The organism is Streptomyces sp. NPDC048417, assembly GCF_040651615.1.
Taxonomy (GTDB): domain Bacteria; phylum Actinomycetota; class Actinomycetes; order Streptomycetales; family Streptomycetaceae; genus Streptomyces.
Window position 1 is genome coordinate 84,124 of the sequence record NZ_JBEZKI010000017.1, and the last position, 13,315, is coordinate 97,438.

13 protein-coding genes are annotated in these 13,315 nt (G+C 71.4%); 5 read left to right on the forward strand and 8 right to left on the reverse strand.

The features are described 5' to 3' along the window. The first annotated feature begins 10 nt into the window (after positions 1-10). Positions 11-862: a helix-turn-helix transcriptional regulator gene (locus tag AB0D59_RS26340; protein ID WP_362569967.1), complete on the forward strand. Its 852-nt coding sequence runs from the start codon at positions 11-13 to the stop codon at positions 860-862. Positions 863-1,203: 341 nt separating this feature from the next. Here the strand turns inward: AB0D59_RS26340 and AB0D59_RS26345 are convergent, their stop codons facing one another. After that, positions 1,204-2,595: a cystathionine beta-synthase gene (locus AB0D59_RS26345; protein ID WP_351738794.1), complete on the reverse strand. Its 1,392-nt coding sequence runs from the start codon at positions 2,593-2,595 to the stop codon at positions 1,204-1,206. A 150-nt stretch (positions 2,596-2,745) separates the two neighbouring features. Between AB0D59_RS26345 and AB0D59_RS26350 the strand changes: the two genes are divergently transcribed. From AB0D59_RS26350 to AB0D59_RS26360, 3 genes are all read left to right on the forward strand, one after another. Next, complete coding sequence (locus AB0D59_RS26350) at positions 2,746-3,804, forward strand: SGNH/GDSL hydrolase family protein (protein ID WP_362569970.1); 1,059 nt, start codon at positions 2,746-2,748, stop codon at positions 3,802-3,804. A gap of 391 nt (positions 3,805-4,195) precedes the next feature. Continuing rightward, complete coding sequence (locus AB0D59_RS26355) at positions 4,196-5,416, forward strand: acetyl-CoA C-acetyltransferase (RefSeq protein ID WP_362569972.1); 1,221 nt, start codon at positions 4,196-4,198, stop codon at positions 5,414-5,416. A 294-nt stretch (positions 5,417-5,710) separates the two neighbouring features. Beyond that, the gene (locus tag AB0D59_RS26360) at positions 5,711-6,505 is read left to right on the forward strand and encodes a hypothetical protein (protein ID WP_362569975.1); all 795 of its coding nucleotides are present in this window, start codon (positions 5,711-5,713) and stop codon (positions 6,503-6,505) included. A gap of 176 nt (positions 6,506-6,681) precedes the next feature. On the opposite strand, the gene AB0D59_RS26365 is transcribed toward AB0D59_RS26360, so the two are convergent. Further along, positions 6,682-6,993, reverse strand: a complete 312-nt coding sequence (locus AB0D59_RS26365; RefSeq protein WP_362569978.1) for a hypothetical protein — start codon at positions 6,991-6,993, stop codon at positions 6,682-6,684. Between the two features lie 119 nt (positions 6,994-7,112). Here AB0D59_RS26365 and AB0D59_RS26370 point away from each other — a divergent pair, with 119 nt between their 5' ends. Next, a complete protein-coding gene (locus tag AB0D59_RS26370; protein ID WP_351706537.1) occupies positions 7,113-7,343 on the forward strand; it encodes a DUF4287 domain-containing protein in 231 nt (76 codons plus the stop codon). Positions 7,344-7,433: 90 nt separating this feature from the next. On the opposite strand, the gene AB0D59_RS26375 is transcribed toward AB0D59_RS26370, so the two are convergent. The 6 genes from AB0D59_RS26375 to AB0D59_RS26400 form a co-directional block, all read right to left on the reverse strand. Beyond that, complete coding sequence (locus AB0D59_RS26375; RefSeq protein WP_362569981.1) at positions 7,434-8,294, reverse strand: Bax inhibitor-1/YccA family protein; 861 nt, start codon at positions 8,292-8,294, stop codon at positions 7,434-7,436. Between the two features lie 195 nt (positions 8,295-8,489). After that, positions 8,490-9,668, reverse strand: coding sequence for a 4-hydroxybenzoate 3-monooxygenase (locus AB0D59_RS26380; RefSeq protein WP_362569983.1), 1,179 nt, complete (start codon positions 9,666-9,668; stop codon positions 8,490-8,492). A 296-nt stretch (positions 9,669-9,964) separates the two neighbouring features. Next, positions 9,965-10,639, reverse strand: a complete 675-nt coding sequence (locus AB0D59_RS26385; protein WP_362569986.1) for a hypothetical protein — start codon at positions 10,637-10,639, stop codon at positions 9,965-9,967. 88 nt (positions 10,640-10,727) lie between these two features. Continuing rightward, positions 10,728-12,638: a hypothetical protein gene (locus AB0D59_RS26390; RefSeq protein WP_362569989.1), complete on the reverse strand. Its 1,911-nt coding sequence runs from the start codon at positions 12,636-12,638 to the stop codon at positions 10,728-10,730. An 87-nt stretch (positions 12,639-12,725) separates the two neighbouring features. After that, the gene (locus AB0D59_RS26395) at positions 12,726-12,944 is read right to left on the reverse strand and encodes a hypothetical protein (RefSeq protein ID WP_351706552.1); all 219 of its coding nucleotides are present in this window, start codon (positions 12,942-12,944) and stop codon (positions 12,726-12,728) included. A gap of 69 nt (positions 12,945-13,013) precedes the next feature. Beyond that, positions 13,014-13,229, reverse strand: a complete 216-nt coding sequence (locus AB0D59_RS26400) for a hypothetical protein (protein ID WP_207921928.1) — start codon at positions 13,227-13,229, stop codon at positions 13,014-13,016. Between the last annotated feature and the right edge of the window lie 86 nt (positions 13,230-13,315).

A 13,315-nucleotide genomic window follows, 5' to 3' on the forward strand; every position in this document is an offset into this window, starting at 1 on the left:
GATCGAAGCCATGGACGGGGATCTCGGAGACTTTCTGCGTTCGCGCCGCGCCCGGATCCGGCCCGAGGAGGTGGGGCTGCCCTCGCACGGGCGGCGCCGCGTGCCGGGCCTGCGCCGGGAGGAAGTGGCGCAGCTGGCGGGCGTGAGTGTCGACTACTACATCCGGCTTGAGCAGGGCAGGGGGCCCGGGGGCCCCGCCCGGACGAAGTCCGGGGGAGTCTCGGACGCGGTGCTGGACGCGATCGCCCGGGTGCTGCGCCTGGACGAGACCGAGCACGCCTATCTGCGGACGGTGGCCCGCCCCGGCCGCAAGGGCACCGTCCGCCCGGCCGGCCCGCTGGTGCGCCTTGGTGTGCAGCTGCTGCTGGACGGCATGGACCGGACGCCGGCGTTCGTGCTGGGCCGCCGGATGGACGTGCTCGCCTGGAACGCGCTCGGCGACGCGGTGAACGGCTTCAGCAGGCTGGCCCCGGCCGAGCGCAACATCCCGCGCCATGTGTTCCTGGACCCGGCGGCCGCGGACTTCTACCCCGACTGGGCGGCCGCCGCCGCCCAGACCGTCGCCAATCTGCGGATCGACGCGGGCCGCCACCCCGACGACCCCCGCATGGCCGCGCTGATCGGCGAACTCTCCCTGAAGAGCGCGGACTTCCGCCGGCTGTGGGCGGACCACGAGGTCAAGGTGTGCGCGTACGGCGTGAAGCGCATCCAGCACCCGGTCGCCGGACTGCTCGTCCTCCCCTACGAGACCCTCACGGTCCCGACGGCCCCGGACCAGACCCTCGTCGCGTACACCCCGGAACGGGGCTCGGAGACGGCGGAACGGCTTGCGCTGCTGGGGAGCTGGGCGACGACCGGCTGAGCCGGGCCGGGCCGGGAAAAGTAATGCGCGGGGACCGCCGCACCCCCGTTACCGGGGGGCGGGACGACGGCGGTCCCCGCGAGGGACATGGACCGGGTCAGGGCCGGGTCTCACGTCCAAGCGTCCATGGAGGTCCGGGAGCCGCTCCGGAGGTCCTTGGACGTTCGGTGCCGGCCGGGGCGGGGAGCCGCTCCCGCCCTGCCGACACCCACCAATGTGCCGGACCCGTGTTAAGTGTGTGCTGCGTGGACGTGACACGCTCGTACCACTTCCGCGAAGTCCACCGCTTGGACAGGAGACCGTAAGTTCCCCGGTGTCACGGGCAGTTCACCGGACGTTCGCTAGTGCTTGCCGCCCTTGGCGAGAAAGGCCAGCAGGTCCTGCCGGCTGACGACGCCCTTGGGCTTGCCCTCGACGAGGACGATCGCCGCGTCCGCCGCGCCCAGCACCGACATCAGGTCGCCGACCGGCTCGCCGGAGCCGACCTGCGGCAGCGGCGCGCTCATGTGCTTCTCCAGCGGATCCTCCAGGGAGGCCCGCTTGCTGAACAGCGCGTCGAGCAGCTCCCGTTCGACGACCGAGCCGACGACCTCGGCGGCCATCACGTCCGGGTGCCCGGCGCCCGGCTTGACGACCGGCATCTGCGAGACGCCGTACTCGCGCAGCACCTCGATGGCCTCCCCGACGGTCTCCTCCGGGTGCATGTGGACGAGGGACGGGATGGAGCCGCCGGCCTTGTCGCTGAGCACGTCGGCGACGCGGGCGCTGGGACCCTCGTCCTCCAGGAAGCCGTAGTCGGCCATCCACTCGTCGTTGAAGATCTTGCTGAGGTAGCCGCGGCCGCTGTCCGGGAGGAGGACGACCACCACGTCGTCCGGGCCCAGCCGCTCGGCGACCCGCAGCGCGGCCACGACCGCCATGCCGCAGGAGCCGCCGACCAGGAGGCCCTCCTCCTTGGCCAGCCGCCGGGTCATCTGGAAGGAGTCCTTGTCGGACACGGCGACGATCTCGTCAGCGACGGTCCGGTCGTAGGCGGTCGGCCAGAAGTCCTCACCGACGCCCTCGACGAGGTACGGCCGCCCCGACCCGCCGGAGTACACGGAACCCTCCGGGTCCGCGCCGATGACCTGGACCCGGCCGTCGCTGGCGTCCTTCAGATAGCGGCCGGTACCGGAGATGGTGCCGCCGGTCCCCACGCCCGCCACGAAATGGGTGATCTTCCCCTCCGTCTGCTCCCACAGCTCGGGGCCGGTCGAGTGATAGTGCGACAGGGGGTTGTTGGGGTTGGAGTACTGGTCCGGCTTCCAGGCGCCGGGGGTCTCCCGGACGAGCCGGTCGGAGACGTTGTAGTACGAGTCCGGGTGCTCGGGGTCGACGGCGGTGGGGCAGACGACGACCTCGGCGCCGTACGCACGCAGCACGTTGATCTTGTCGGTGCTGACCTTGTCGGGGCACACGAAGATGCACTTGTACCCCTTCTGCTGGGCCACGATCGCCAGGCCCACCCCGGTGTTTCCGCTGGTCGGCTCGACAATGGTCCCGCCAGGGCGAAGCTCCCCGCTCTTCTCGGCGGCCTCGATCATCCGCAGGGCGATGCGGTCCTTCACGGAACCGCCCGGGTTGAAGTACTCGACCTTGGCGAGCACGGTGGCCTGGATGCCCTGGGTGACGCTGTTGAGCCTCAGCAGCGGGGTGTTGCCGACGAGGCTGATCATCGAGTCGTGGAATCGCACCGTTGTCTCCGGTTGCTTTCAAAAGAAGTGGTCCTGGTGGTGCGGCCAGCCTAAGGCCCGCTCCGGAGGTTCACTCCCTGTTGAGATTGGCGGACGGCCAGTACGGGGCAAGGAGTGGATGTACGGGCAACGAGGAGGTGGCGGCGACGTATGTCGAGCATGTCTAGGGCACGGGTGGCCCGGCGGATCGCGGCCGGGGCGGCGTACGGCGGAGGCGGGGTCGGGCTGGTCGGCGCGGCCGCGGTGGGCCTGGTGCTGGCCGAGGTGCGGATGGCCAGGACCCGGGTGGGCAACGGCAACAGCGGCGGCCGGGTGCCGATGGCGGACGGCCGCTACGGCGACGCGTACGGCACCGGTGAGCCTCCGCTGCGCCTGACGATGCTCGGCGACTCCACGGCCGCGGGGCAGGGGGTGCACCGGGCCGCGCAGACGCCGGGCGCGCTGCTGGCGTCGGGCCTCGCGGCGGTGGCGGAACGCCCGGTCGAGTTCACCAACGTGGCGCTGCCCGGCGCCCAGTCCGACGACCTGGACCGCCAGGTGGCGCTGGTCCTGGGCTCGGCCTCGCCGGCCCCCGACGTCTGCGTGATCATGATCGGCGCGAACGACGTCACCCGCCGCATGCCGCCGACCCGCTCGGTGCGCCACCTCTCGGCAGCGGTCCGCCGGCTGCGCACGGCGGGCGCGGAGGTCGTGGTCGGCACCTGCCCCGACCTGGGCACGATCGAGCCGGTACGACAGCCGTTGCGCTGGCTGGCCCGGCGGGCGTCGCGCCAGCTGGCGGCGGCCCAGACGATCGGCACGGTCGAGCAGGGCGGCCGCACGGTGTCGCTGGGCGACCTACTGGGCCCCGAGTTCGCCGCGAACCCCCGCGAGCTCTTCGGCCCCGACAACTACCACCCCTCGGCGGAGGGCTACGCCACCGCGGCGATGGCGGTGCTCCCCACGGTCTGCGCGGCCCTCGGCCTGTGGCCGGACGAGGAGGAGCGCCCCGACGTCACCCGCCGCGAGGGTTTCCTCCCGGTCGCCCGCGCTGCGGCGGAGGCGGCGGCCGAGGCCGGCACGGAGGTCACGGCGGCGATGCCGACGGGGCCGCGGGGACCGTGGGCCCTGCTGAAGCGCCGCCGGCGCCACCAGGTCGACGAGCCGCCCGCCCTCCCGGCCGACTCGGCTTCCGAGGAGGCGAGGTCGAGGGCGGGCACGACCGACTAGGGCGGAGGGGAAGCGGTGCGCCCCGAGGGGGGCATGCCGGGGAGGCGGTGAGCTGGGGCGGGGGGCGCTTGCCGGCGCCGGCATTGTGCCGCGGCGCCCACCCTCCCCGACGGCCCGGCGGCGCGACTGCCCGCAGCTACGACGTGCCCCGAAGGGGCGCGGAACTGCGCGACCAGACCCCACGCGCCCGCACGGACCCACGCACCCCCTCGACACCGAAAAAGCAAGCGCTTAGAAAGTGCGGCCAGTGTCACACCGCGGTACCGGTGACCGATGACATACGTGCGGGTAACTTCCCAAGCAGCCCTGCCAGTCCCCGCGCCCACCCGTCGCCCGACCACCACCCCTCAACGAGGCGCTACGCGCCGCCCCTTCCCTCTGGAGCCGTGAGATGCCCGAAGCCGTCATCGTCTCGACCGCCCGTTCCCCGATCGGCCGTGCCGTCAAGGGCTCCCTGAAGGACCTGCGCCCCGACGACCTCACCGCGACGATCATCCAGGCCGCCCTCGCCAAGGTCCCCGAGCTGGACCCGAAGGACATCGACGACCTGATGCTCGGCTGCGGCCTCCCCGGCGGCGAGCAGGGCTACAACCTCGGCCGGATCGTCGCCGTACAGATGGGCATGGACCACCTCCCCGGCTGCACGATCACCCGTTACTGTTCCTCGTCCCTCCAGACCAGCCGCATGGCGCTGCACGCCATCAAGGCCGGCGAGGGCGACGTGTTCATCTCGGCCGGTGTCGAGATGGTCTCCCGGTTCGCCAAGGGCAGCTCGGACGGCCTCCCGGACACCATGAACCCGCTGTTCGCCGAGGCGCAGGCCCGTACCGCCGCCACGGCCGCGTCCGAGGGCTCCACCTGGCACGACCCGCGCGAGGACGGCCTGGTCCCCGACCCGTACATCGCGATGGGCCAGACCGCCGAGAACCTGGCCCGCGCCAAGGGCGTCACCCGCCAGGACATGGACGAGTTCGGCGTCCGCTCCCAGAACCTCGCCGAGGAATCCATCAAGAACGGCTTCTGGGAGCGCGAGATCACCCCGGTGACCCTCCCCGACGGCACGGTCGTCAGCAAGGACGACGGCCCGCGCGCCGGCGTCACCCTGGAGGGCGTGGCGGGCCTGAAGCCGGTCTTCCGCCCCGACGGCCTGGTCACGGCCGGCAACTGCTGCCCGCTGAACGACGGCGCGGCCGCCGTGATCATCATGTCCGACACCAAGGCCCGCGAGCTCGGCCTCACCCCGCTCGCCCGGATCGTGTCGACCGGCGTCACCGGCCTCTCCCCCGAGATCATGGGCCTCGGCCCGGTGGAGGCCTCGCAGCAGGCCCTGCGCCGTGCCGGCCTGACCATCGACGACATCGACCTGGTCGAGATCAACGAGGCGTTCGCCGCCCAGGTGATCCCCTCCTACCGCGACCTGAACATCCCGCTGGAGAAGCTGAACGTGAACGGCGGCGCCATCGCCGTCGGCCACCCCTTCGGCATGACCGGCGCCCGCATCACCGGCACGCTCATCAACTCCCTCCAGTTCCACGACAAGCAGTTCGGTCTGGAGACGATGTGCGTCGGCGGCGGTCAGGGCATGGCGATGGTCATCGAGCGCCTGAGCTGAGCCACCGTACGGCCCCCGAGTGACCCCTGAGTGACCGTCACGGAACCCACCGTGACGCCACGGCCCGGTGTTCGAGAAAACTCCGAACACCGGGCCGATTTGTGATCCAATCTCCCCCAGGATGTGACCTATCTCCCTCTGCGGGGATATCTCCGCAGGTCAACGTGGCTGTCCAGGCAAACCTGGGGGTCAAAGTCCTGTCCGTTTCGTGACGTTACGCACTGACAGCTTGATAGTCCACCCTTCAAGCTGATGTAGGAAGTCGGGGGTCGACTTTGAACCGGGAGTACGTCAGTGAGCGCCATGCCGATCGCCTTGCTGCTCACCACGGCCGCCACGGGCGCCGTGGGCGTCGCTGTCCTGCGCACCGTTCTGAAGCTGCGCCGTCAGGTCGCCGAGCTGCACACCCAGCTTGCCCAGAACCAGGCCGCCGCGATGCGCGCCCTGTTGCCGGCCGCCCGCAGTCATGCGGACGCCGAGCAGATACGGGCCGCCGTGGCCGAGGCGCTGGCCGAGGAGCGGGAGCGGGAACTGGCCGAGGCGCGGGCCTTCTGGGCCGCGCAGGAGGCGCGTGACGCCTCCGACACGCCGTCCCTGCTGGGCCTGGCGGACGGTGAGCCGTTCCTGCCCCGGCAGGGCGACTTCGTGGGCCTGGAGCCGGTCGCCGAGCCGGCCGCGGAGGCCGACGACTTCGCCGGGGGCGCCCCCAGTGAGTCCCCGGAGCTGGCCGCGGCCCGCCGTCGTCACCCGTCCCATCCGGACTTCGTACCGGTGCAGTCGCCGGTGGTGAACGACCATGAGCGCACGGTCGCGACGCTGGAGCAGTTGGCCGAGTCCCGGGTCGAGCTCTCCGACGTGCGCCCCGGGCCGCTGGGCACGCTGGACGTCTACGTCTTCGCCGACGGCACGACGCTGTGCATGACACCGGGGCACCGGGAGACGGCTGAGCGGCTGGCCGCGGCGCTGAGCGCGGGCGAGACGCCGTACCTGCTGGGCGGGTCGGGGATCTCCGGCGCCTACACGCTGACGTTCGCGTGCGGCGAGGAGAACGTGTACATCCTGGCGGACCGGGTCATAGCGTCGCTGTGAGCTGTTGAGGGTGCGGGGCCGGGTGCGGGACCGTCGTGGCTGGACGCGCGGTTCCCCGCGCCCCTCAAGGGGCGCACTGCAGCGCCCCTGCTTCTGCCTTTAGGGGCGCGCGGAACCGCGCGAGCGACCCCCACGCACCCGCACCAGCACCAGCACCCGGCAACGCATCGCCGCGCTCACACCCCCGCCCTCTTCTGCGCCTCTTCCACCAGGCGCACCGCGTCCCCCACCTCCGCGTCGCTCTCCAGGACCACCGCCAAGTCGTTCCCGGCCACGGTGATTTGGTCGGCGACGGCGAACATCCCCGCGTCCGGCATCTCCCGGGCCGCACCGCCCGGCTCCTCGACGGCTTGCGCCCAGTCGGCCAACCGCCTGGCCAGCGACAGCGCCTCCGCGGCCGCCCCCCGCTGCAACCGACTCTGCGGCGCCGCCCTCAACTTGTCGGCGAAGTGCTCCACTGCACGGGTAAGAGGCGTCGTATCAACCACGCCGTGAGCGTAACGCCTGATGTCGGCTGTCCTGTCCCGACTGTTGCCAACACGCCAACACTCAGGCACGGTGACGTGAAGGACCGGCTACAACCCCCCTTTGCGCACCGGAGGCGCCGATGTCCCAAGTCTTCTCCGAGGAGACCCATCGCAACATGCTCGCCCGCATCCCCCACTGCACCGGTCGTGAAGTGTCCGACTGGCTGCGTACCGTCGCCGAAGGCCCGTCCCTCTTCCGCTTCGAGGAGAAGGTCAGCTGGCTCCGCCACGAGCACAACCTCGCGTACGGCCACGCGAAGGCGTTGATCCACGAGTACGACCTGAGGAGGGCCGCGCGCAAACTTCTCTAGGCGCGCACAGACGAGAAAGGGCCCCGGGGGTGCCCCGGGGCCCTTCTCTGCTCTCTTACGGCCGCTGGCCGTTACCGCTGGTCGCTACCGCTAGTCGTTACTGCTGAAGATCGCCACCAGGCGCAGCATCTCGACGTAGATCCACACCAGCGTCAGGGTGAGGCCGAACGCGGCCAGCCAGGCCTCGTTCTTCGGGGCGCCGTACGCGATGCCGTCCTCGATCTGCTTGAAGTCGAGGGTCAGGAAGAACGCGCCGAGCAGGATCGCGATGATGCCGACGATCGCACCGAGCGGACCGAAGCTGCGCAGCCCGCCGTTCTCGGCGACGCCGAACGCGACCAGCAGCAGGTTGACCGCCATCACCAGCACGAAGGCGATGGCGATGGCCATGCCGACGCGGGCGTAGCGGGCGGTGACGCGGATCCAGCCGGCCTTGTAGACCAGCAGGGTCGCGGCCGTGACCGCCATGGTGCCGAGCACCGCCTGGAACGGGGCGCCGCTCCACTGGCTGTTGTACATCTCGCTGATCACGCCGAGGAAGACGCCCTCGAAGGCGGCGTATCCCAGGATCAGCGCGGGCACCGGGGTGCGCTTGAAGCTCTGGATCAGCGCCAGAACCATCGCCACGATCGCGGAGCCGAAGGCCAGGCCGTAGCTGGTGCTGGAGACCGGCAGCAGGGCCCAGGCGAGGACCGCGCCGACCGCGACCGTGCCCAGCGTCATCGCCGAGCGCAGGACCACGTCGTCCATGGTCATGCGGCCGGTGGTGGCCGGGGCCTGCGGCGGGGCGCCCTGCTGGACGTCCTGCTGGGCGTAGGGGTTGTTCGCGTAGGGGTTCTGCGCGTACGGGTTGCCCTGTGCGTACCCGGCCTGCGGCGCGGTGTTGAAGCCCGCGTAGCCGTTGTCGCGGCTGAACCCCCGTCGCGAGAAGACCGGGTTACTGCTCCTCATTTCACTCCTCCATGGCCACCATGCGCGGCCTTGGCGTCAAGAGTAATGGATTGGCAAAAGATCGACCCTCGTACCTGGGGAGGATCTTTCCCTCGCCGTGCTGCCCAACACGCTACGCGGACCGCTGATTCCCGGCCATGGAGGGCTTCATTCCATGACCGAGTCGCTACACGACCGGAACCGGCCGAAGATGCCTCAGGCGTCCAGGGGGAAGCCCGTGTACGCCTCCGCCAGGTCGGTCTCGGCCGCCCGGCAGGAGGCGATCCGGCCGAGCCGGGCCAGCTGGAGCCTGGCGTCGAAGGGGGTGTCCTCGGGGCCGCGGTGGAGCAGGGTGGTCATGTCGTACGAGAACCGCTCGGCCTGCCAGACCCGGCGCAGGCAGGTCGCCGAGTAGGTCTCCAGGAGCTCGGGGGAGCCCGTCTCCCGCTCGTGGACGAGGGCGCGGGCGAGGGTGACGACGTCGCCGACGGCGAGGTTCAGCCCCTTGGCGCCGGTCGGCGGCACGATGTGGGCGGCGTCCCCGGCGAGGAAGACCCGGCCGTGCCGCATGGGCTCATGGACGTACGACCGCATGGGCGTGACCGACTTCTGGGTGATCGGGCCGCGTGCGAGGCGCCAGTCGTCGTCGGTCTCGAAGCGCCGTTCCAGCTCGTCCCAGATCGCCTCGTCGGTCCAGTCCTCGGCGTCCGTGTCGGCCGGGACCTGGAGGTAGAGGCGGGAGACGGACGGGGAGCGCATCGACAGGAGGGCGAAGCCGCGGTCGTGGCGGGCGTAGACCAGCTCGTCGTGGGAGGGGGCGACATCGGCGAGGATGCCCAGCCAGGCGTAGGGGTAGGTGCGCTCGAAGACCCGGGAGAGGGACTCGGGGAAGACGCCGCGGGCCACCCCCCAGAAGCCGTCGCAGCCGACGACGTACGCGCACTCCAGCACGTCCTCCCGCCCCTCGTGCCGGAACCGCACCCGCGGCCGCTCGCCCTCCGCGCCCTCCACCGCCAGCGCCTCCGCCTCGAAGAGCAGCGAGCCGCCTTCCTTGAGCTGGAGGGCGATGAGGTCCTTGCAGACCTCGGTCTGGGCGTAGACCGTCACGGACCGCCCACCGGTGAGCCCGGGGAAGTCCACGCGGTGGCGCTGTGTCGCGAACCGCAGCTCGATGCCGTCGTGGCGCAGGCCCTCGCGGTCCATGCGCTCCCCGGCGCCGGCCGCGCGCAGCACGTCCACCGTGCCCTGCTCCAGGATCCCGGCGCGCTGGCGGTGTTCCACGTAGGAGCGATCGCGGCTCTCCAGGACGACCGAGTCGATGCCGGCGTTGTGCAGCAGCCGGGCGAGCAGGAGCCCGGCGGGTCCGGCTCCGATGATGCCGACGGTGGTGCGCATCGGTCGTTCCTTCCGTGGCCGGGGCGTCGTCGCCCGCTTCGGAGACTATGGCGGTCACCTGGTGCGCCTGGTGCGTGGTGTTCGCCTGGCGCGTGGTGTTCGCCTGACGTGTTGTGTTCGCCTGACAGGTGTTCGCGTGGTGAAATTTCCTTCACCTATTTCTCCCGAGTCTCCGTCCGGAGGTATCCCCTGTCAATGGACGCGCCCGAGGTCTGCCCGTGCACGCGACCGGCCGCCCGGCCCGCAGGAGGCGGTGGTGGGCCGGGCGGCCGGTGCGCGGAACGGCGGGGCGGGGGTCAGCGGCCCGGCCAGCCGTCCAGGTGGCGGTGCAGGGTGACGTCGGTGCGCGGGTCGCTCTTCGGGGCGTTCGCGACCGCGTCGTGCAGGACGGTGGTGACCTCGGCGGCGAGCCCGTCGGCCTGCGTGCGCAGGTCGGCGGCGGGCAGCGCGGAGCGGGTCAGCTCGTCGAGCCGGCGGTGGATGCCGGCGAGCTTGCCCCGCGCGGTCGCGTCGAGGAGCAGCGGGTTGGGCGTGGACACCACGAACTGGTACGCACCGGCCAGGGTCTGGCAGCCCGTGCACTCCTTGTTGGCGGCGTCGCTGAGGTTCACCGCGTTCAGCCGCGTGTGCTCCCCGGCGACCGTGACGATCTGGAAGGACAGCGCGACCGAACGGCAGTGGTCGTCGGCCGAGCAGCCGGCCGAGACGGCGTTGGCCTGGTTGCGTACGGCGGCGGCGTTGACCTTGCCGAACTGACGGACCGTGAACGAGTCCCGGACCTGGGTGTGGTGCCCGCGGTCGGCGTGGCTGAAGACGTGGTCGGAGGCGACCGCGGCATGCGGCACGGCGGTGGCCGCCTGTGCGGGCAGGGCGGTGGCCGCCCCGGCGACCCCGGCGGCGAACAGGCCGATCCGGACGGCCCGCCGGGTGAGCGGACCTGAGGTGGTGCGTGGTTTTCGGTGACTGCTCATGGATGCTCCAGTGCTCCTGTGCTTCTGCTGTGCTTCTGCTGTGCTTCTGCTGTGGGTGGTGCGGCGTACGGCCGCGCGGTGCCGCTCGTCAGGACGTGGCCGGGGCCGGGCTCGGCGAGTCGCTGGCCGGCGGCGGGGACGGGCTGGGCGTCGGGGACTCCGGGATGCTCTCCGACGGCGAGGGCGACGGCTCGGGCTCCGTCGTGCCGGGCCCGTCGGACGGCGAGGGCACCGGATCGGCGACCGTTCCCCCGCTGGACGGCACCGGCGACCTGGAGGCACCGCCGGGGCCGCCGGGCGCCGAGGCGGACGGCGACGCCGAGGCGGACGCCTCGCGCGAGGTCTCGGTCGGCGAGGGGCCGGCGCTCGCCCCGGCCGAGGCGGTCGGCGCGCCTGCCGCCGGGTCCGACGGGGTACCGGAGTCCGTCGGACGGTCCGGGGTCGTGGCCTGCCGGGCCGGCGGTTCCTCGGTCGGCACCCCCGGCTGGAGGATCGGCGCGATCGGCGGCTGCTTGGGCAGCGGCTTCGGCGTCACCCCGGAGACCCAGGCGTAGCTGAGACCGGTGAGCCCGGCGAGGGCGAGGGCGCAGACCGCGAGCCGCAGCCTCGGCCGGCCCGCCGTGGTGCGTTTCGCGGCCCGGAAGAGCCGCCCGCCGATCTTCACGGACAGATAGACGACACCGGCCATCGGGCACAGCAGCATCACACTGCCGATCGTCCCGACCAGCCCCTCGACGATCTTGCCGGCCACGAACGCCGAGCCGGTACCGACGAGTTGCTCGGTCAGGGAGCGGGTCATGGTGGTGAGGATCCGCGGCAGGTTCCACAGCGCGTACCCGAGTTCGCCGATGATCAGCGGGACCATCGTCAGCACCCAGGTGGCGACGATGGCGCGCGCCGACTTCTTCAGCCCGGCGACCTCCTCGCGGGCCTTGTCCCCCCGCGGCCCCGGCACCAGCGCCAGCAGGATCGGCTTGATCTTGCCGTACAGGTCCGGAACCCCGGCCAGGTCGCCGAGGATGTAGTAGCCGTCCAGCCGTACGGCCGGCATCAGCTGTTCCAGGATCTCGAAGTGCCCGAGGTAGACCGTGGCCAGGAAGAACTGCGCCCCGGTGGCGAAGTAGGCGCCGGCCATGGCCAGCATGAAGACGATGTTGAAGTAGACGCCGCCGAGGTCGGTGCGGAGCCGGCCGGCCCGGCCGATCCGGTAGACGTCGGTGACGTCGGTGTACATCGAGGGCCAGATGAGGAAGAGCCCGCACCCGATGCAACCGGGGCGGGCTCCGCCGTATCTGCACGCGGAGGCGTGGCCGAACTCGTGGAAGACGAGGGAGGCCACGGTGAGCACGAAGACGACCAGGATCAGGACCGGCTGGTCGAGCACCTCCAGGACGGGTTCTATCGCCCCGAAGAACCCGAACAGCCAGACGTCCATGCCGACGGCCGAGGCCAGCACCAGTGCGACCACCACCGGTCGGTGTAGCCAGGCCAGCGAACGGGCGATCCGCGCCGTACGCCGCTCGTTGAAGATCACCCGGTGGCCCTTGAGGGCGAGCAGCAGGTCGGAGCGCGGGGCGTCGACCTCGTCGTCCTCCTGGCCCTCCGGGACCGTCACTCCCAGCGGTTCGAGCTTCTTCTCGACGAGGTAGCGGATGTTCTCCCCGCTGACCTCGCGGCCGAAGCGGGCGCTGACCCGGTGGGCGATGGCCTCGGCATCGCGGACGCCGTCGACCGACGACGCCACCAGGTACAGCAGCCTGGACAGCTGCACGACCTGCCCGTCCCCCCGACGGGCGATGTACCTGGGCTCGGTGAATCCCGACCCCTGGTACTCACCGTGCAGCCGCAGTCCCGCGCTCAGCCTCGGGATCGGCGACGGCGGGTCGACCACCGGCAGGTTGCCCGTCGCGACCTGCTCGTAGGTGACCGGCCAGCCGCCGGGTCCGGGCACCGGGCCCGTGTCGTACAGTGCGGCGGTCCCGTCTCCGAGCACCGTCATGTGTGGTCTCCCCCCGGATCCCGCATGCAGTTCCCCCCATGACCGCGAGCGCCACCGCCGGGGCGACGGCGGTGGCGCTCCCGGGGACTACTGGGTGACGCTGATCGTCTGCGCGGCCTGCGAGGTGGCGGACGACCACGCCGAGTGGTCGTTCAGGGCGGCGGACTGGTTGGACGCGTCGATGTTGGCGATGTGCTTGGTGACGTTGACGGTCTTGCCGAAGCTGAACTTCAGCCGGCCGAGGGCCTCACGGCCCGGCAGCAGCTCGGCGGACTCGTTCTCCAGCTCGTTCATGTCCATGCTCATGACGGATGTCCTTTCGTTTCGTGTGCGATGAGGTTGAGGTCGGCACCGGCGCCGTGCGCCGGGGCGGCGTTACTGGGTGACGCTGATGGTCTGGGCGGCGCCGGAGTCGGCCACCGACCACGACGAGTGGTCGTTCAGCGCGGCGGACTCGTTGTGGGCGCTGATGTTCGCGACGTGCTTGGTGACGTTGACCGTCTTGCCGAAGCCGAACTTCAGTCGGCCCAGGGCCTCACGACCCGGCAGCAGCTCCGCGGACTCGGCCTCGAGCTCATGGGCGTCCATCATGATCGCTTCCCCCTCAGGGATAGACATTTCCGATCGGACCGAGTCAGGTTCCCCCCGGACTCTGTCCAATCTGGTCGGACAAGCTG